Source organism: Sphingomonas sp. RIT328 (genome assembly GCF_000632225.1).
Lineage (GTDB): Bacteria > Pseudomonadota > Alphaproteobacteria > Sphingomonadales > Sphingomonadaceae > Sphingomonas > Sphingomonas kyungheensis.
The window spans coordinates 34,912-51,754 of the sequence record NZ_JFYV01000055.1; the positions used below are offsets into that span (position 1 = coordinate 34,912).

Genomic DNA, 16,843 nt, shown 5'->3' on the forward strand with positions numbered 1-16,843 from the left:
GCCGTGTAGAGACGCGGCAACATGGCGACCCTTCCCGCCCCATCCCGCCCGGCGCTCAACGTGCGTCCGTTCTTCGAGAACAAAAGCCGCGCCTTCTGGACGTTGCAGGCGGTCGGCTGGACCGGCTATCTGCTGCTGCGCGGCGCGTCGACGCTGACCAACGTCTCGTTGGAAGCGATCATCCCGGTGATCGTCGAGGCGATCGTCGGCTATTGCATCACCCTGCTGCTCTCGACCTTCTACGGCTATTTCCGTGGTCTGCCGCGAGCGCCGGGACTGGCGCTGACCGTCGTCGCCTTCGTCGCCGCAACGCTGGTTTTCGCCTTCCTTGATACCTTCACCTGGTCGTTGATCCAGAACGGACAGCCCGGCGTCACGCTGCCACGGCTGCTCGTCTCCTTCTACGTCGCCTTCACGGTGATGGCCGGCTGGTCGGCGTTATACTTCGGGATCAACTTCTACCTGATCGTTGAGCAGCAGATCGACGAGATGCAGCATCTCGAAAATCAGGCGTCCTCCGCGCAGCTGGCGATGCTGCGCTACCAGCTCAACCCGCATTTCCTCTTCAACACGCTCAATTCGATCTCGACCCTGGTGCTGCTCAAGCAGACCGAGCGCGCCAATGCGATGCTCAGCCGGCTGTCGTCCTTCCTGCGCTACACGCTCGCCAACGAGCCGACCGCGCACGTCACGGTCGCGCAGGAGGTCGAGACGCTCAAACTCTATCTCGAGATCGAGAAGATGCGGTTCGAGGAGCGGTTGCGGCCGGTGTTCGAGATCGATCAGGCCGCCGAACGCGCGCGGCTGCCGTCGCTGCTGCTCCAGCCGCTGGTCGAGAATGCGATCAAATATGCGGTCAGCACGCAGGAGGAAGGCGCCGAAATCTGCGTCCGCGTGCGGCTCGCCGGGGATCGCGTGCAGATCGGCGTATCCGACACCGGGCCGGGTTTGCTCGACGGTCGGACAATGCCAAGCCTTTCAACCGGCGTAGGTCTCCCCAATATTAGGGAACGGCTGATCCAGGCCTATGGCCCGGACCACCGTTTCGAGACGCGTACCGCGCCGGCTGGCGGGTTTTCGGTGGAGATCGAAATTCCCTTCCAGCTCGACGATCTGAGTAGAGAGGCCGCATGACGATCAGAACCATCCTGGTGGACGACGAACCGCTCGCGATCCAGGGATTGGAGCTTCGGCTCCAGGCGCATGATGATATCGAGATCATCGAGAAATGCTCCAACGGCCGCGAGGCGATCCGCGCGATCAAGACGCACAAGCCCGACCTCGTCTTCCTCGATATCCAGATGCCCGGCTTCGACGGCTTTTCGGTGGTGCAGGGGCTGATGGAGGTCGAGCCGCCTTTGTTCGTCTTTGTCACCGCTTATTCGGACCATGCGCTGCGCGCGTTCGAGGCGCAGGCGGTCGATTATCTGATGAAGCCGGTCGAGGAGGCGCGACTCGCCGATACGATCGAACGTGTCCGTCAGCGACTGAGCGAGAAGCGCGGCGTCGAGGAGGTCGAGAAGCTCAAGGAGGTGCTCGCCGAACATGCGCCGGAGGCTGCCGCCGATATGGTCGAGGGTGACGCGGTCAGCGCCAATCGCTTCGAGAAGCTGATCAACATCAAGGATCGCGGCCAGATCTTCCGCGTCGATGTCGACACGATCGAGCGGATCGATGCGGCGGGCGATTACATGTGCATCTATACCGCCGACAATACGCTGATCCTGCGCGAGACGATGAAGGACCTGGAGAAGCGGCTCGATCCGCGCCGGTTCCAGCGCGTGCACCGTTCGACGATCGTCAACCTCGATCTGGTCAAGCAGGTGAAGCCGCACACCAACGGCGAATGTTTTCTCGTGCTCAACTCCGGCGCGAACGTGAAGGTCAGCCGGAGCTACCGCGACGTCGTTGCGCGCTTCGTGCACTGATCGTGACGACGACGGCCCCCGTCCGGGGGCCGTCGCAAGGGGTCACAAGGCGCGGCGACCGGTGAACAGCTGGATCAGGCCGACGATGATCGCGATGACCAGCAGGATGTGGATCAGACCACCGGCGATATGGAGCGAGAAGCCCAGCAGCCAGAGGATGAGCAGGATGACGGCGATCGTCCACAACATTGGTTTGTCCCTTCGCGACTGACGGCCGGATGGCCGCCTTGCGGGACACAAAATGTTACGGACGCGGTTCGAGTTCCAGAAGAACCGAAACGGTATCAGATGGATAGCGGGTAGACGCGGTCGCTCACAGCATCCGGCGGCCGGTGAACAGCTGGATCAGCCCGAGGATCAGCGCGATCACCAGCACCGCATGGATCAGACCGCCGGCAATATGGAAGGAAAAGCCGAGCAGCCAGAGGATCAACAGAATGGCGGCGATCGTCCCCAACATGGCCGTGTCCTCCTATGCCTCGGTCTCTCTCTTATAGACGCAAAGCCGAGGGGACGGGGCGATCCCGCACGGCTTTAGCCGAGCAGCGCCGCCCGTGCCCGGTCCTCGATCCAGGCGATCGCTTCGGCGTGGATGCCGGGAGCGGTGACCATCACGCCGAACGCCTTGGGATCGGGCTTGTTGTACCGCAGCCGTGCGCCGAGCGCGTCGCTCACCCCCGCCCCCGCCTCCGCCGCGATCAGCGTCGCGGCGGCGATGTCCCATTCATTGCCCCAGCGCAATGTCGCGAGCAGATCGGCCTCATCGGCGGCGACCATCGCCATGCGCAACGCGATCGAATTGGGCTTGGCGACCGCGACAAGGTGGCGATCGACCTTGGGCAGAGCATCGGTCGGCACGCGCGCACCGGCCAGCACCTGGCGATCGCCCGCGTGGAGTGTCACGCCGTTGCGCGTCGCCCCCGCGCCGAGCGCCGCCAGCCAGCGTTCGCCCCGTGCCGGCGCGTCGAGCACGCCGATCACGACGCGACCGTCCTCGACCAAGGCGACCGATACCGCCCAGCCCTCGCGCCCGCGGATATAGTCGCGGGTGCCGTCGATCGGATCGACCACCCAGACGCGCGCGTGGCGCAGCCGGTCGGGATTGTCGACCGTCTCCTCCGACAGCCAGCCGGCATCCGGGAGCAAGGACGACAGCCGCGCGCGCAGCATCCGGTCGACGTCGAGATCGACCTCGCACACCGGGCTGCCCGGCGTCTTTTCCCACCGGTCGAAGTCGGTGCGCCAGCGCGCAAAGGCGAGCGCCCCCGCCTCCTGCGCGACCGCGGCGACCGCAGCGGCGAGCTCGCCGCGCGGATCAGCCACCCGCGACCGTCATGCCGTCGATCCGCACCGTCGGCACATTATAGCCGTGGCGGAAGACGAGATCGTTGGCCGGGGTCAGCGCGCGGAACATGTCCTTGAGATTGCCAGCGACGGTAAACTCCGCCACCGGTCCGGCGATCTGGCCGCCGACGATGCGGAAGCCCGCCGCGCCGCGGCTATAGTCGCCGGTGACGCCATTGACCCCCTGCCCGATCAATTCGGTGACATAGACGCCGTCGGCGATGTCGGCGATCAGCGTCTCGACCGGCACGTGCCCCGCCGCCATATAGAGGTTGCTCGGCGAAACGCCCGGACCGCCACCGACGCCGCGCGCGGCATGGCCGGTCGGTTCGAGCCCGAGCTGCCGCGCCGAACCGCTGTCGAGCAGCCAGGTTTCGAGCATCCCCTCGGCGATCAGCGCGACCGGCGACACCGGCAGCCCCTCGCCGTCGAACGGCCGCGAGCGCAGGCCGTGCGGGCGATGCGGATCGTCGTGGATCGACACGCCGCTGTCGAATACCTGCGTGCCGAGCGCGTCGAGCAGAAAGCTGGTCTTGCGCGCGATCGACTGACCGGAGATCGCCGCGGTGAGATGGCCGAGCAGCGACGAGCCGACGCGCGGGTCGAACACCACCGGCATCGCGCCGCTCGCGACACGGCCGGGATTGCGGCGCGCGACCGCTCGCTCACCGGCGCGGCGGCCGATCTCCTCGGGCGAATCGAGGTGGGCGTGGCGGCGGGCGCTGTGATGCGCATAGTCACGCTCCATCCCGCTCGCCGCATCGCCGGCGAGGACGCTGGCCGACAGGCTGTAGCCGGTCGCGGCATAGGCGCCGGCGAAGCCGTGGCTGGTGGCGAGCGCCCAGACCGATCGCGAGTTGCTCGCGCCGCCGCCTTCGCTGTTGGTGACGCCGGGCACCGCGCGCGCCGCGTCTTCCGCGGCGAGCGCCGCCTCGCGCAGGTCGGCCGGACTGAGCGTGCCGCCGTCGTCGAGGTCGAGCAGCGGCGGCGCGCCGTGCATCAGCCGCTCCTGCGGCGCGAGCCCCGCCCAGCGATCCTCCGGCGCCTCGCGCGCCATCGCCACCGCGCGCTCGACCAGCGCGGCGACCGCATCGGCGGACAGATCGGAGGTCGACACGCTCGCCGAACGCTGGCCGACGAACACCCGCAGACCCAGCTCCTCGCTCTCCGAGCGGCCTACATCCTCAAGCGCGCCCAGTCGGACGGACAGTTCGAGCGCGGCATCGGCGGCGAAGACAGCGTCGGCGGCATCGGCCCCGGCGGTGACGGCACGGGCGACGATATCGGCGGCGCGGTCCCGCGCCTGATCAGGGGTCAGCATCGCCACGACTTAGGGGCGGCGGCGGCGCGATGCTAGGCCCCGCGATTGTGGCGAATTGTGGCAACATGGACAAGATGGACACCTTGATCGAAACGATCCGCTGCCATCGTTTCGATTCTGGCGATGATCGTGGCGGAGGATCGGTGTCATGTGCGCGGACATAGCGCGTCGGCGGCGTGTAGGACATTAGGGGAACGTCGAGGCGATGTCTGGTGGTTCAGGCGGGATGGTCGGGCGCTGCGCCCGTCAACCGATCGACCAGAGCGTCGATCGCGCGCTCGGCCGAGTCGATTGATGCGGCAAGGCGCTCGTCGCCAAATTCGTCATATTCGACAGCGATCGTATGACTGTCCGACAACCCGATATAATTGAGGGGTATCGTCACGCCAGCTTCGACGACGTTGCGATGCGCCAGACGGCCGCCCGGATCGTACCCATAATCGCCGCGTGCGGTCAAAATCACAACACTCCTGCCGGCGGGAAGCATCGGCCAATAGGGTTCGGGCCGGCGGCGGCGATCGAAACCGAACGTCAGCCCCACCCGTACCACGTTGTCGATCCACGCTTTCAACTGCGATGGGATGCCGAAATTGTACATCGGCACACCGATCACAAGCAGATCGGCAGCGAGCAGCTCGGCTGTCAGCGCGTCACTTTCGACGAGGCGGGCCGACTGGATAGAGGTACGTCGGTCCGGCGGCGTGAAGCTGGCATCGATCCAGGCCTGATCGATCATCGCCGGCGGGCATGCCGAAACGTCGCGCCGGATCACGCCGTCGTCCGGTCGCAGGGTCTGCCGGCGTGTCACGAACCGGTGCGAGAGGCGTCGGCTGTGCGACCCGTGCGCCACCTCGTCGGAACGGCCAAGACGGGCACTTGCGTCGATGTGCAGCAGGCGGCGAACGGCGGTGCGATCGGTCAGCATGACAATGGATCCCTCATCTGTCTCCCGACCGTTTTGGCGTGATGCTATGGCTCTGACGAACGCGAATTGCTCAGGAGATAGCTGACGTGAGTTCATCCGTGACGGCACGACGCCAGCTGCCGCCCCTGGCGACGCTACGCGCGTTCGAGGCAGCGGCACGGCACCTCAGCTTTCGTCAGGCCGCGAGCGAGCTTGGCGTGACGCCGACGGCGATCAGTCACCAGATACGCTTGCTGGAAGCCATGCTCGGCCAACCGATGTTCGTCCGTCACGTCCGGCGCGTGTCACTGACTCCGGCGGCGGCGACGCTCTACCCCGTGTTGCGGACGGGCTTCGACGCTTTCGCCGATACGTTGGCGCAATTGCGCAAGCCCGCCGCGCGGGCGACCGTCGTGCTGACGGCGACGCGGCTGTTCACCGCCCGCCTGCTGGTGCCGGCGCTCGGCGGCTTTACCCGGGCCCATCCCGACATCGACCTTCATCTCCACGCGAGCGACACCCCGGTCGATCTTGCCGCCGGAGCAGCGGATATCGCCGTCCGTTACGGCACGGGGCCGTTCGACCCGCTCATCGCCACCCCGCTGGCGGCGGAGCGGGTCGGCGTCCTCTGCAGCCCGAGCCTCATGATCGCGACCCCGGCGGACCTGCGTCGCACGTCGTTGCTCCATTCCGAATGGACCCACCCGGTGGCCGGACCGGACTGGGCGACCTGGGCACGCCTCGCCGGGATGGACGACCTTGCGGTGGAGAGCGGACCACGATTCACCGACGACGGCCATGCGTTGCAGGCCGCGATCGCCGGCCACGGAGCGGTCCTCAGCAGTCTGATCCTCGCAGCACCGGACATCGAGACCGGTTTGCTGGTCCATCCGTTCGGGCCGGTCATCACGAAAGGCGGCTATGTCATCGTCACGACGGCGACCGCGGCAGACCGGCCCGACGTCGCGGCCGTGCGCGACTGGCTCGTATCCCTGGTCGACGCACCGTCAGGACCGTAGTCGAGGCGCCGGCCTTCGGTTCGCCGATAGCAAGCGAGGCCCGCCCCTACCCCGCGGACGACCCCACCACCGCGCAGGCGAGGAACATCAGCAGGCCGGCGAAGCGGTTGCTGCGGAAGCGGGCGAGCGCGTTGGTGCCGTCGTCGGGGCGGAGCGTCGCGATCTGCCAGCAGAAATGGAGCGCCACCGGCAGCAGCGACAGCAGCGCGAGCGGATCGGGACGGACGCACCAGATCGCCGCGCCCCATCCGGCCAGCGCCGCGACATAGAAGAGCGCGGTGCCGCTGCGCACCCGCCTGCCCATCCGCAGCGCCGACGAGCGCACGCCGATCAGCGCGTCATCCTCGCGGTCCTGCAAGGCGTAGATCGTGTCGTAGCCGATCGTCCAGGCGATGCAGCCGGCGTAGAGCAGCAGCATCGGCAGCGACAGCGCGCCCGCCACCTCGGCCCAGCCGACCAGCGCCGCCCAGGAGAAGACGAGGCCGAGCCACGCCTGCGGCCACCAGGTGATCCGCTTCATGAAGGGATAGGCGGCGACCGGCGCGAGGCTGGCGAGCGCGACGCCGGCGGCGAGCGGGCGCAGTTGCAGCAGCACGACGAGGCCGACGAGGCAGAGCGCGAGCAGCCACAGCCAGGCGAGCTTGAGCGACACCAGTCCGCTCGGGATCGGCCGCGCGCGGGTGCGCGCGACCTGCGCGTCGAGATCGCGGTCGACGATGTCGTTATAGACACAGCCGGCGCCGCGCATCGCGATACTGCCGGCGAGAATCCACAGGATCAGCGGCCAGCGCGTCGACGCGCCGCCGGCGAGCGCGACCGCCCAGGCCCCCGGCCAGAACAGCAGCCACCAGCCGATCGGCCGGTCGAGCCGGGCGAGCAGGGCAAGGCCGCGCAGCGTCGGCGGCAGCCGCCCGACGAGGCCGCGGTGTTCGCTGTCGGGGACGATCTCGGCTGACATGGCGCCGCTCTTGCCGTGCAATCGCCGCCGGCGGCAAGGCCCAGCGCCGCTTTTGCCTCGCTCCGGCCACGAAAGTGCGGCAGGCGCGTCAGGATGATCGGTTTGTCGGTAGCGGTGGGACGGTTCGTCGAGGCGCTGTTCTGGGCGATCCTCCGCGTCGCGGGCGTCGTCGCCTTCGCGGTGGCCGGGCTCGCGGTGGCGCTGCTGCTCGGCTGGATCGTCGCGCGCAAATTATGGGCGCGGCAGCGCCGCAAGGGACAATCATGACCGCCACCCCCGCCTGGCCGCCGCAATCGACGCCGCGGCTGTTCGTCGACAGCGAGCTCGCGCCGGGGCCGCGCCGGATCGACGGCCCGGCCGCGCATTATCTGATCGCGGTGATGCGCATTACCCCCGGCGATCCGGTGAAGCTGTGCGACGACGTCACCGGCGAATGGCTCGCCACCGCGACGCAGGTCGGCAAGCGCGACCTCACTGTCGACGTGTCGACACGGCTGCGACCGCGCGAGCCGGTGCCCGACCTGTGGCTGTGCGCCGCGCCGCTCAAGAAGGGGCGGATCGACTGGCTGGTGGAGAAAGCCTGCGAGCTCGGCGTCGACCGGCTGGTGCCGGTGGTGACGCAGCGGACGATCGTCGACCGCCCCAAGCTCGACCGGCTGCGCAGCCATATCGTCGAGGCGGCGGAGCAATGCGCGCGCACCGCGCTGCCGGTGCTCGCCGAGTCGACCAAATTGGCGGCGCTGCTGCGCGACTGGCCGGCGGAGCGCGCCTTGTTCTTCGCCGACGAATCGGGTGGTGCGCCGGCCTTGGCGGCGATGCGCGAACGGCCCGGGCCGGCGGCGATCCTGATCGGCCCGGAAGGCGGCTTCACCGACGAGGAACGCAGCGCGATCCGCGCCTTGCCGCAGGCGGTGGCGGTCAGCCTCGGCCCCCGCATCCTGCGCGCCGATACCGCCGCGGCGGCGGCGGTTTCGCTCTGGATGGCGGCATGCGGAGACTGGCAGGAAAGCTGACTGGCGCGTGCGTTCATCCCCGCGTAAGGCCGCGGCATGACGACCAAGACCGAGAGCGCCGCGGGCGCACCGATCATCGAATCGCGCGACCAGCTGATCGCCCATTTCGCGCGTGGCGAGAAGCCGCGCGACCGGTGGCGGATCGGCACCGAACATGAGAAATTCGTCTATCGGCTGGACGATCACCGCGCCCCCGCCTGGGACGAGCCGGGCGGCATCCGCGACCTGCTCCACGCGCTGCAACCGCACGGCTGGCAGCCGGTCGAGGAGGGCGGCAAGATCATCGCGCTGACCGGTGCCGACGGCAGCGTCAGCCTCGAACCCGCCGGGCAGTTCGAGCTGTCCGGCGCGCCGCTCGAATCGCTGCACCAGACCTGCGCGGAGACGGGTCGGCACCTCGAACAGGTCAAGGCGGCGGGCGATGCGCTGGGGATCGGTTTCCTCGGGCTCGGCATGTGGCCCGACAAACGGCGCGACGAGCTGCCGATCATGCCCAAGGGCCGCTATGCGATCATGCTGCGCCATATGCCGCGCGTCGGCAGCATGGGGCTCGACATGATGCTGCGGACCTGCACGATCCAGGTCAATCTCGATTACGCCAGCGAAGCCGATATGGTGAAGAAGTTCCGCGTCGGGCTGGCGTTGCAGCCGCTCGCCACCGCTCTATTTGCCAATTCGCCGTTCACCGAGGGCAAGCCCAACGGCTTCCTCTCCTATCGCAGCCACATCTGGTCGGATACCGATCCGGCGCGCACCGGCATGCTGCCGTTCGTGTTCGAGGAGGGTTTCGGCTACGAACGCTATGCCGACTATATGCTCGATGTGCCGATGTACTTCGTCTATCGCGACGGCCGCTACATCGATGCCGCAGGCCTGTCGTTCCGCGACTTCCTGCGCGGCGAGCTGAGCGTGCTGCCCGGCGAGAAGCCGACGATCGACGACTGGAACGACCATCTCTCCACCGCCTTCCCCGAGGTGCGGCTCAAGACCTTCCTCGAGATGCGCGGCGCCGACGGCGGGCCGTGGAACCGGATCTGCGCGCTGCCCGCCTTCTGGGTCGGGCTGCTCTACGACGATGCGGCGCTCGACGCGGCGTGGGAGCTCGTCAAGGACTGGTCGATGGAGGATCGCGAGGCGTTGCGCAGCGCGGTGCCGCGGCTCGCGCTCGACGCGCCGCTGCCCGGCGGCGGGCGGCTAGGGGACATTGCCGGGCCGGTGCTCGACATCGCCCATGCCGGCCTCGCCGCGCGTGCCCGCACCAATGCGATGGGCGACAATGAGACCGGCTTCCTCGATCCGCTGCGCGAGGTGGTGCGATCGGGCAAGGTGCCGGCGCAGGTGCTGCTCGACCGCTATCACGGCGACTGGGCGGGCGACCTGTCGCGCATCTATGCCGAGGCGAGCTTCTAGCCGCGGCTAATCAAGGCCGAGGGCGGCGCGGGCGACGCGCTTCACCTCCGGGTCGAGCGGCGGCGGGCTCATGTCGACGCCCGCCGCGAGCCGGTCGGCGATGAGGCGCAGCGCGGCGATCCGCGCCGCCTTCTTGTCGTCGCCGGCGATCACCGTCCAGGGCGCGCCGCCGGTATCGGTGCGCGCGAACATATCGTGCATCGCCAGCAGATAGTCGCCGCGGCGGCCGCGGTTGCGATAATCGTCGAGGCCGGTCTTCCACCGCTTCCACGGATCGTCGAGCCGTCGTTCGAGCCGATGGTCCTGCTCGGCCTGGCTGATGTGGACGAACAGCTTGATGAGGGTGATGCCGTCCGCCATCATCTCCGCCTCGAAGGCGTTGATCTCCTCATAGCCGCGCTGCCATTCCGCTTCGCTCGCATAGCCTTCTACCCGCTCGACGAGGACGCGCCCGTACCAGCTGCGGTCGAACACCGCGATATCGCCCGGCGCGGGCAAGGCGCGGCGGAAGCGCCAGAGGAAGTCGTGCGCCTTCTCCTCCTCGGTCGGCGCGGCGATCGGGTGGACGTCGAAATGGCGCGGGTCCCAACTGGTGGTCAGCCGCTGGATGATGCCGCCCTTGCCCGCCGCGTCCCAGCCTTCGAACATGATCACCGCGCGCCCGCCACGGACGATATAGGCGACGAGGATCTGTTCGAGCCGGTCCTGCAAGTCGGCGAGATCGCGCTTGTAATGGCCCTTGTACGGCTTGTCGGTTTCGTAATCGGCGAGAGCGATCATCCGCGGCGTCCTCCTGTGCTGGGGAGGCGAGAACGCATCAGCCGCGTCCGCGTCGCATCAGTCGCTCGGTCCGTGCCATTCGACCCAGGCGCCATAAGCGTGGCAGGTGGCGAGATGCTGCGTGCTGCCGTCGGGCCAGAGCGTCAGGCTGAGGTGCACCGCGTCGCGCGCCGCGGTCCATTCGAAGGCGATCCGCGCCAGCGGCCGGTGCGCATCGGCGCGGACGCCCGCGTCGCGGAACGCCGCCTCGACGGCACGCCGACCCGCCGGATCGAGATATTGCAGCGCCATCGAATGGACGACGACGCGGCAGCATCGCTCCGCCTGCGGCAGGGCGAGGCGCGCGGGCAGCCAGGTCGTGATGTCGCCCTGGTCGACCTGCGGCGGTCGCGCCAGCGCGATGGCGATCGCGGCGGAGAGGCGTTGCAGCCGCTCCTGCTGGTCCGCCCAGATGAACGCCATCAGCCGCGCCCGCGCCGCCGGATCGGCGATGTCGACCGGCCGCAGATCGACGCCCCGCGCCGACCGGATCGCGATCGGCCGCACCGGCGGCGGCGGGCCATGCCAGTCCGGCGCCACCCGCACCGGCGATCCCGGACAGCCGATTTCGCGCCCGCCGAGCGTATAGGCATACCGATCGAGGTTGAGCGCGAGCCCGGCGCTCGCGCCGAGTTCGAGCAGCTCGCACGGCATGTCGAAGCGCCGGCGGGCGACCATCAGCGCCGCGACGATCGAGGCGGTGCGGCCGACTTCGTTGGTCTGCGGCGGATCGCGCAGCCAGTCGACGATCATCGCATCGCCCTGCGCCAGCGCCTCGCCGATCGCCGCGTCGAAATCGCCGCGCTGCGTCCGGTAGAGCGCGGTGAGCGCCGGGATCGCCTCGCTGCGGGCGAGCGCGTGCAGCGCCGCATTGACGCGCATCGCCAGCGCATCGGCGGCGACATCGCGCGGCCATGCCGCGATCAGCGCGGCGGTGCGCGGCGCATGGTGCAATTGCCGCTCCGTGGCCTCGAGCACCGCCGGGACGAAGGTCGAGCCGAGGGCGCGCACGACCTCGGCATGGGAGGCGAGCGGACCCGGCTGGGGCAACGATCGATCAGCCGTGATCCGCGCCGACGCTGACAGGGTCAAAACGTATCCCAATCCCCATTGGCGACGAGCCGCGGCCGTCCCGGCTCCTTCGGCATGTCCGCCTCCGTCTTGGTCGGGGTGAGCACGCGCACCGGGCGCGACGGCGGTGCCGGCGGCGGTGGCGGTACCGCGGCCGCGGCATCGATCCTGAACGAATCGACGGATCGATCGAGCGCCTCCGCCTTGTCCGCGAGCTGACGCGCCGCCGCCGAGGTCTGTTCGACCATCGCGGCATTTTCCTGCGTCATCGTATCCATTTCGCCGATCGCGGTGTTGACCTGCGCGAGGCTGCGCGCCTGCTGGTCGGAGGATTGAGCGATCGCCTCGATCGCGACGCTGACCGCGGCGACGCGATCGATGATCCGTGCGAGCGCCTGCCCCGTCTCGTCGACGCGGGTGACCCCGGTGCGGATATGCGCCGCGGCGGAATTGACCATCTGCTTGACCTCGGTGGCGGCATTGGCGGAGCGTTGCGCGAGCGCGCGCACCTCCTGCGCCACGACCGCGAAGCCGCGCCCGGCCTCCCCCGCCCGCGCCGCCTCGACACCGGCGTTGAGCGCGAGCAGGTTGGTCTGGAAGGCGATGCCGTCGATCAGCGCGATGATATCGGCGATCTCCTTGCTCGCCTTGTCGATCCCCTGCATCGCGGCGATCGCCTCGCGCACCACCGTACCGCCCTGCTCCGCCTCGCCCTTCGCCTCGCTCATCGAGCGGCTCGCGCCGATCGCGGCGCCGGCACCGTCATGGATCGAGCGGGTGACCTCGTCGAGCGCCGCGGCGGATTGCTCGATCGCCGCCGCCTGCTGCTCGGTGCGTTGCGAGAGATGCTGGGTGGCGCGGCTGATCTCGTCCGTATTGTGCAGGATCGCCGTGGCGCCGGCGCGCACCTCGGCGACGGTGCGCGACAGGCTTTCGGCGGCGTGGTTGAGATCGTCCGCGAAGCTCAGATAGCTGTCGGGCATGCCCTCGATGCGGACGGTGAGATCCGCCGCGGCGAGCCGCCGTAGACCGTCACCGATCTTCGCCGCCGCCGCGTCGCGCTCGATCGTCGCCGCGACCTTGGCCTTGGCGGTATCGCGGAACACGGTGACCGCCTGCGCCATGGCGCCGAGCTCGTCGTCGCGATCGGTCGCGGGTACATCGACATCGTTGCGGCCGGCGACGAGGTCGGTCATCACGCCGGTCAGCGCGGTGATCGGCCGGGCGATCTGGCGGCCGAGCACGTTGGCGAGGGTGAACGCCAGTCCCATCAGTGCGATCGAACCGATGATGAGCACCACCACGGCATGATGGATCGCGCGGTCCTGCTGCGCGGCATTGGCCTCCATCTCCTTGGTCTCGACGTTGCGCAGGTCGCGCAGCGGCAGCGCGACCTTGCTGACCAGCACCTTCTCGCCCGCGGCGCGCACCGCCGCCTCGGCAGCCTCGCGCCGGCCGTCCCTGACCCATTGGATCAGCCGGTCGCCCCAGTCGCGGCGCCACGCCAGCGCCTCGCGATTGGCGATATGCAGCCGGTCCAGCTTATCGGCGTCACCGCGCAGCAGGTCCTCGAGCTCGGCCGCGGTATCGTCATAGGCCTTGGCGCCCTCGTTGTAGGATTTGAGGTAGGACGGGTCGCCGGTGACGAGAAAGCCGCGGAACTGGCTGTTCTGCCGCAGCATCGAGGTTTCGAGCGTCAGCGCCTTGGCATAGATCGTCTGGCTGATGTTGTTGCGCGCGGTGGACCGCTCGATCGACTGGATGTTCAGGAAGAACACCAGCATGACGATCGCCGCGGTGGCGTTGATGGCGAGGAACGACAAGCCGAGCTTGCGCGGGATCTTCATGGTCGTCGGACCTCCAGAAGCGGTAAACAGGGGTGGCGTCGCGACCGGGCGGTGCTGGAACGCTCCATGCACGGCTCGGCGTACCGATATGCCGGGTGGATCGCCGACCGCTCGGTCGGATCGGCCAGTAATGCGTTCATCTTACCCCCGGCATACGCTGCAGTGACGGCGTCGCCCCACTCGTCGGGGCGCCGGCCGCCCCCGCGAAGGTCGGTGTTCGCATTATAGGTCCGATCCGACGCTCATGCGTCTCACAACCCCATTCTTTCGACGGAGCGGCGGCGCCTGGCCGATCCGGCGCCGCCGCGGACGCGCGCTAGAAGCGCGAGCGGAGCGTCAGGCCGTAGGTGCGGGGTTCGGCCAGCATGGCGATGGTCAGCGCATTGCCGACCGCGTAGCGCGGGTAACCGAACCGCTCGACCTGCGAGAGGCTGCCGTTGCCTTGCAGATAGGCGGAGGAGGCGACCTGTTCGTAGCGCGCGTTGAGGACATTCTGTCCCCACAGCTCGACCGACCAGCGCTGGTCGCGTCCCCGCACGCCGATCCGGGCATTGACCAGCAGATAGGCCGGCTGCCGCTTCTCGACGAACAGGTCGGAGCCGGCGCTATAGTCGCTGCTCAGCCGGCTATCGACGTAGAAGAGCGCCGACAGGCCCGTGTCGCCCAACGCCGGTGTCCAGCTCGCCGATTCGGTGACGACGTGACGCGGCGCATTGGAGAGCTGATTGCCCGGCAGCAGGAACAGGCTGGTGCTAAGCGGGGCGCCCTCGGCGCTGCCGACCAGATTATGCCGGTATTGCGTATAGGCATAGGTGTAGCCGGCGGTGACCGTCACATCGCGGCGGGGATAGAGCCCGGCCTCGATCTCGATACCCCGCGTCACCACGCCGGCGCCGACGGTGCCGGTGCAGCGCCCCGAACCCCTGAGCCGATCGATGTCGGTACCGTGAAGCGATTCGCTGCACGCGCCGATATTCTGCACGACGAATGCCGCGCCATTGAAGGTGTTAAGCTGGAAGTTGCTGAAATCCGACCGGAAGGCGGCGATGTTCGCGCTGAAGGCGGCGCCGCTGTACTTGGCGCCGACCTCCACCGCGCGCACCGTCTCGGGATCGAAGCGCAGGCTGCTGCCCGCCGCCGCCGGCGTCGTATAGGCGTCGTCGGCCAGCCCTGCGCGGGCAAGATTGTAGCCGCCTGCCTTATAGCCATGCGCATAGGATGCGTAGAACAGTGTGTGCGGCCGCGCCTGCCAGGACAGGACCGCCGTGCCGGTCACCTGCCCCTCGCGCTTCGCATCGGCGATCGGCGTGTCGTTGAACGCCGTGGTCGAATTGCCCGCGCAGCTCTGCCGGATGATCGCCGCCGCCGCTCGCCGGACGCGTGGATCGCGGTTCGAGAACAGGCCGGCGAGGCTGGACTGCTGGACCCCGCAGGTGACGTTGTCGCTATTGAGCGCCGCATGCAGCGTCTTGCGCTCATGGGTATAGCGCATTCCGCCCGTCACGCTCAGCCTATCGGTGATGCGATAGATATTATGGGTGAAGACAGCGAAATTGTCGCTCGTCTGCTGGAAGATATCGTGCGCGTTGGTGACGTCGTGCAACGCGGTCAGCCGATCGATCCCGGCGATCAGCGGCCTGCCGATATTGGCGATCGCGGTGGAGCGGATCGCCGGCTTGATGCAGCCGGGCGCGCGGACATCGCGCACCGCCCCGGCCGGATCGAAGGCGGCGAGCATGCTGCACGCGGCGAAGACGCCATAGTGCGATCCGAAGTGCAGCGATTCGACCGAACGCAGCGTCTCATGCGCGAAATAGCCGCCGACCAGCCAGTCGAGGCGATTGCCGAAGGCCGTGCCGCTCAGCCGCGTTTCCTGCGTGAAGGTGTGGAATTGCCGGTACGCATCCTTGCCGCGATAGGCGATGTCGAGATTGGTGCCGTCGAAGTCTCCCGCCGTCCCCGCCTTATATTCGCGATAGGCGCTGATCGAGATGAGCTGGACGTCGCCCGACGTCCAGCCGATGCGTGACGACAGGCCATAGTCCTTGACGATATTGCCATAGGCGCGGCCGGGGGTGATCGCGATCTGGCGATTGTAGGGATCGCCGTCGCTCGGCAGCACGCCGCCCATGTCCTTCATCAGCGTGACGATCCGGTTGCGGGGCGCGAAGGCGACATCGCCCGGCCGACCGGGAGTGGGATCATATTTCTCGCGCGTGTCGACATAGACCGCGCCGCAGCATTTCTCGTTGCGGTAGGTATAGTCGCCGATCAGGCGCAGCGACAGCCCGTCCTGCGGCTTGAAGAACAGCTGGCCGCGGACGAAGGCGCGGCGGCGATCGTTATAGTCGGTGTCGTTGACGACGTCGTGATAGAAGCCGTCGCGCCTGGCGGTGACGCCGTCGATGCGGAAGGCGAGCACGTCCTTGACCAACGGGCCGGTGATCGCGCCGGCGAGCCTTATCGCCTGATAATTGCCGTAGCTCGCCTCGCCATAGCCGCCGTAGGTGAATTCGGGATATTTGGTGTAGATGCTGATCGCGCCCGCCGACGAATTGCGTCCCGACAGCGTCCCCTGCGGGCCGCGCAGCACCTCGATCCGCTCGATCTCGCCGATGTCGTTGAGGCCGTTGCCGGTGCGGTTGCGATAGACGCCGTCGATGAACATCGCGACCGAGCTTTCCAGCCCGGGATTGTCGCCGACGGTGCCGATGCCGCGCAGCCGGGCGGTCGCATTCGCCTCCGACCCCGACGACGCGACCATCAGCGACGGTGCGAGCTGCGCGGTCTGGCGGATATCGGTCGCGCCGGAATTCTGCAGGGCGGTGGTGCCATAAGCGCTCACCGCGATCGGCACGTCGGACAGGCGCTGCGACCGGCGGGTCGCGGTGACGATGATGTCCGACGTATTCTCGGCGACGGGCGCCTTGTCCGCATCGCTCCTGGCGGTGGGCGGCAGCCCGCGCAGCCCCTGCGCCGCGACCGGCGCGGTCACGCCGACACAGCCGACCGCCGCCAATAGATATCCCAATGTCCGCATATTCGCCCCCTGACTGTTTGCCGGGAGCGATTGGCCGCGACATCGCTAATGAAAAGTTAATCCCGGAACAGGATATTGGCCGAATGATACCATATCTCGGAAATAAGACGGTTTAAAGTTTTGGGGCTTCGACCGCGTGATGCCGCGGTCGTCGAACGGGGACGACGAG

At 68.2% G+C, this 16,843-nt stretch carries 16 protein-coding genes; 6 read left to right on the top strand and 10 right to left on the bottom strand.

From position 1 onward, the window contains the following. Positions 1-21: 21 nt before the first annotated feature. Together BW41_RS18650 and BW41_RS18655 are read left to right on the top strand one after the other, a co-directional pair. Complete coding sequence (locus BW41_RS18650; protein WP_037536556.1) at positions 22-1,134, top strand: sensor histidine kinase; 1,113 nt, start codon at positions 22-24, stop codon at positions 1,132-1,134. After that, positions 1,131-1,928, top strand: a complete 798-nt coding sequence (locus tag BW41_RS18655; protein WP_037536559.1) for a LytR/AlgR family response regulator transcription factor — start codon at positions 1,131-1,133, stop codon at positions 1,926-1,928. Before BW41_RS18650 ends, BW41_RS18655 begins: the two co-directional genes overlap by 4 nt. Before the next feature lie 42 nt (positions 1,929-1,970). Here the strand turns inward: BW41_RS18655 and BW41_RS21130 are convergent, their stop codons facing one another. From BW41_RS21130 to BW41_RS18670, 5 genes are all read right to left on the bottom strand, one after another. Continuing rightward, entirely contained in the window at positions 1,971-2,117 is a 147-nt protein-coding gene (locus tag BW41_RS21130; RefSeq protein ID WP_017978775.1) for a lmo0937 family membrane protein, read from the bottom strand. 124 nt (positions 2,118-2,241) lie between these two features. Continuing rightward, entirely contained in the window at positions 2,242-2,388 is a 147-nt protein-coding gene (locus tag BW41_RS21135) for a lmo0937 family membrane protein (protein ID WP_152542416.1), read from the bottom strand. Positions 2,389-2,462: 74 nt separating this feature from the next. After that, positions 2,463-3,251: a 3'(2'),5'-bisphosphate nucleotidase CysQ gene (locus tag BW41_RS18660; protein WP_037536562.1), complete on the bottom strand. Its 789-nt coding sequence runs from the start codon at positions 3,249-3,251 to the stop codon at positions 2,463-2,465. Beyond that, positions 3,244-4,593 carry a TldD/PmbA family protein gene (locus BW41_RS18665; RefSeq protein WP_037536745.1) on the bottom strand — a complete coding sequence of 450 codons (1,350 nt, stop codon included), beginning with the start codon at positions 4,591-4,593 and terminating at the stop codon, positions 3,244-3,246. The genes BW41_RS18660 and BW41_RS18665 overlap by 8 nt, the downstream gene beginning before the upstream one ends. Positions 4,594-4,810: 217 nt before the next feature. Next, positions 4,811-5,518, bottom strand: a complete 708-nt coding sequence (locus BW41_RS18670) for an FMN-dependent NADH-azoreductase (protein ID WP_037536564.1) — start codon at positions 5,516-5,518, stop codon at positions 4,811-4,813. Between the two features lie 98 nt (positions 5,519-5,616). Between BW41_RS18670 and BW41_RS18675 the strand changes: the two genes are divergently transcribed. Next, positions 5,617-6,516 (top strand): LysR substrate-binding domain-containing protein, encoded by a 900-nt coding sequence (locus BW41_RS18675; protein ID WP_037536566.1) that lies wholly within the window; start codon positions 5,617-5,619, stop codon positions 6,514-6,516. A gap of 46 nt (positions 6,517-6,562) precedes the next feature. Here the strand turns inward: BW41_RS18675 and ubiA are convergent, their stop codons facing one another. Then, positions 6,563-7,474 carry a 4-hydroxybenzoate octaprenyltransferase gene (gene ubiA / locus BW41_RS18680; RefSeq protein WP_037536568.1) on the bottom strand — a complete coding sequence of 304 codons (912 nt, stop codon included), beginning with the start codon at positions 7,472-7,474 and terminating at the stop codon, positions 6,563-6,565. 93 nt (positions 7,475-7,567) lie between these two features. Between ubiA and BW41_RS21665 the strand changes: the two genes are divergently transcribed. Genes BW41_RS21665 through BW41_RS18695 form a run of 3 tightly spaced genes read left to right on the top strand, consistent with a single transcriptional unit; the run spans position 7,568 to position 9,897 of the window. Beyond that, a complete protein-coding gene (locus BW41_RS21665; RefSeq protein WP_037536571.1) occupies positions 7,568-7,741 on the top strand; it encodes a hypothetical protein in 174 nt (57 codons plus the stop codon). Next, the gene (locus BW41_RS18690) at positions 7,738-8,487 is read left to right on the top strand and encodes a 16S rRNA (uracil(1498)-N(3))-methyltransferase (protein WP_037536574.1); all 750 of its coding nucleotides are present in this window, start codon (positions 7,738-7,740) and stop codon (positions 8,485-8,487) included. Before BW41_RS21665 ends, BW41_RS18690 begins: the two co-directional genes overlap by 4 nt. Positions 8,488-8,523: 36 nt before the next feature. Continuing rightward, positions 8,524-9,897: a glutamate--cysteine ligase gene (locus BW41_RS18695; RefSeq protein WP_037536576.1), complete on the top strand. Its 1,374-nt coding sequence runs from the start codon at positions 8,524-8,526 to the stop codon at positions 9,895-9,897. Positions 9,898-9,903: 6 nt separating this feature from the next. Here the strand turns inward: BW41_RS18695 and BW41_RS18700 are convergent, their stop codons facing one another. The 4 genes from BW41_RS18700 to BW41_RS18715 all read right to left on the bottom strand — a co-directional run bounded on the left by BW41_RS18700 (position 9,904) and on the right by BW41_RS18715 (position 16,674). Continuing rightward, on the bottom strand, positions 9,904-10,677 hold the full coding sequence (locus tag BW41_RS18700) for a polyphosphate kinase 2 family protein (protein WP_037536578.1): 774 nt from the start codon (positions 10,675-10,677) through the stop codon (positions 9,904-9,906). A gap of 57 nt (positions 10,678-10,734) precedes the next feature. Beyond that, positions 10,735-11,766: a DUF2332 domain-containing protein gene (locus BW41_RS18705; protein WP_037536579.1), complete on the bottom strand. Its 1,032-nt coding sequence runs from the start codon at positions 11,764-11,766 to the stop codon at positions 10,735-10,737. A 38-nt stretch (positions 11,767-11,804) separates the two neighbouring features. Then, positions 11,805-13,634 carry a methyl-accepting chemotaxis protein gene (locus BW41_RS18710; RefSeq protein ID WP_037536582.1) on the bottom strand — a complete coding sequence of 610 codons (1,830 nt, stop codon included), beginning with the start codon at positions 13,632-13,634 and terminating at the stop codon, positions 11,805-11,807. Positions 13,635-13,950: 316 nt separating this feature from the next. Continuing rightward, positions 13,951-16,674 carry a TonB-dependent receptor gene (locus BW41_RS18715; RefSeq protein ID WP_037536584.1) on the bottom strand — a complete coding sequence of 908 codons (2,724 nt, stop codon included), beginning with the start codon at positions 16,672-16,674 and terminating at the stop codon, positions 13,951-13,953. Between the last annotated feature and the right edge of the window lie 169 nt (positions 16,675-16,843).

What these genes read in the sequence shown, in the direction of transcription:
- BW41_RS18715 (WP_037536584.1), bottom strand. Translation starts at nt 16,674, where the DNA reads ATGCGGACATTGGGATATCTATTGGCGGCGGTCGGCTGTGTCGGCGTG.
- BW41_RS18650 (WP_037536556.1), top strand. Translation starts at nt 22, where the DNA reads ATGGCGACCCTTCCCGCCCCATCCCGCCCGGCGCTCAACGTGCGTCCG.
- BW41_RS21135 (WP_152542416.1), bottom strand. Translation starts at nt 2,388, where the DNA reads ATGTTGGGGACGATCGCCGCCATTCTGTTGATCCTCTGGCTGCTCGGC.
- BW41_RS18665 (WP_037536745.1), bottom strand. Translation starts at nt 4,593, where the DNA reads ATGCTGACCCCTGATCAGGCGCGGGACCGCGCCGCCGATATCGTCGCC.
- BW41_RS18700 (WP_037536578.1), bottom strand. Translation starts at nt 10,677, where the DNA reads ATGATCGCTCTCGCCGATTACGAAACCGACAAGCCGTACAAGGGCCAT.
- BW41_RS21130 (WP_017978775.1), bottom strand. Translation starts at nt 2,117, where the DNA reads ATGTTGTGGACGATCGCCGTCATCCTGCTCATCCTCTGGCTGCTGGGC.
- BW41_RS18690 (WP_037536574.1), top strand. Translation starts at nt 7,738, where the DNA reads ATGACCGCCACCCCCGCCTGGCCGCCGCAATCGACGCCGCGGCTGTTC.
- BW41_RS21665 (WP_037536571.1), top strand. Translation starts at nt 7,568, where the DNA reads ATGATCGGTTTGTCGGTAGCGGTGGGACGGTTCGTCGAGGCGCTGTTC.
- BW41_RS18695 (WP_037536576.1), top strand. Translation starts at nt 8,524, where the DNA reads ATGACGACCAAGACCGAGAGCGCCGCGGGCGCACCGATCATCGAATCG.
- BW41_RS18670 (WP_037536564.1), bottom strand. Translation starts at nt 5,518, where the DNA reads ATGCTGACCGATCGCACCGCCGTTCGCCGCCTGCTGCACATCGACGCA.
- BW41_RS18655 (WP_037536559.1), top strand. Translation starts at nt 1,131, where the DNA reads ATGACGATCAGAACCATCCTGGTGGACGACGAACCGCTCGCGATCCAG.
- ubiA (WP_037536568.1), bottom strand. Translation starts at nt 7,474, where the DNA reads ATGTCAGCCGAGATCGTCCCCGACAGCGAACACCGCGGCCTCGTCGGG.
- BW41_RS18710 (WP_037536582.1), bottom strand. Translation starts at nt 13,634, where the DNA reads ATGAAGATCCCGCGCAAGCTCGGCTTGTCGTTCCTCGCCATCAACGCC.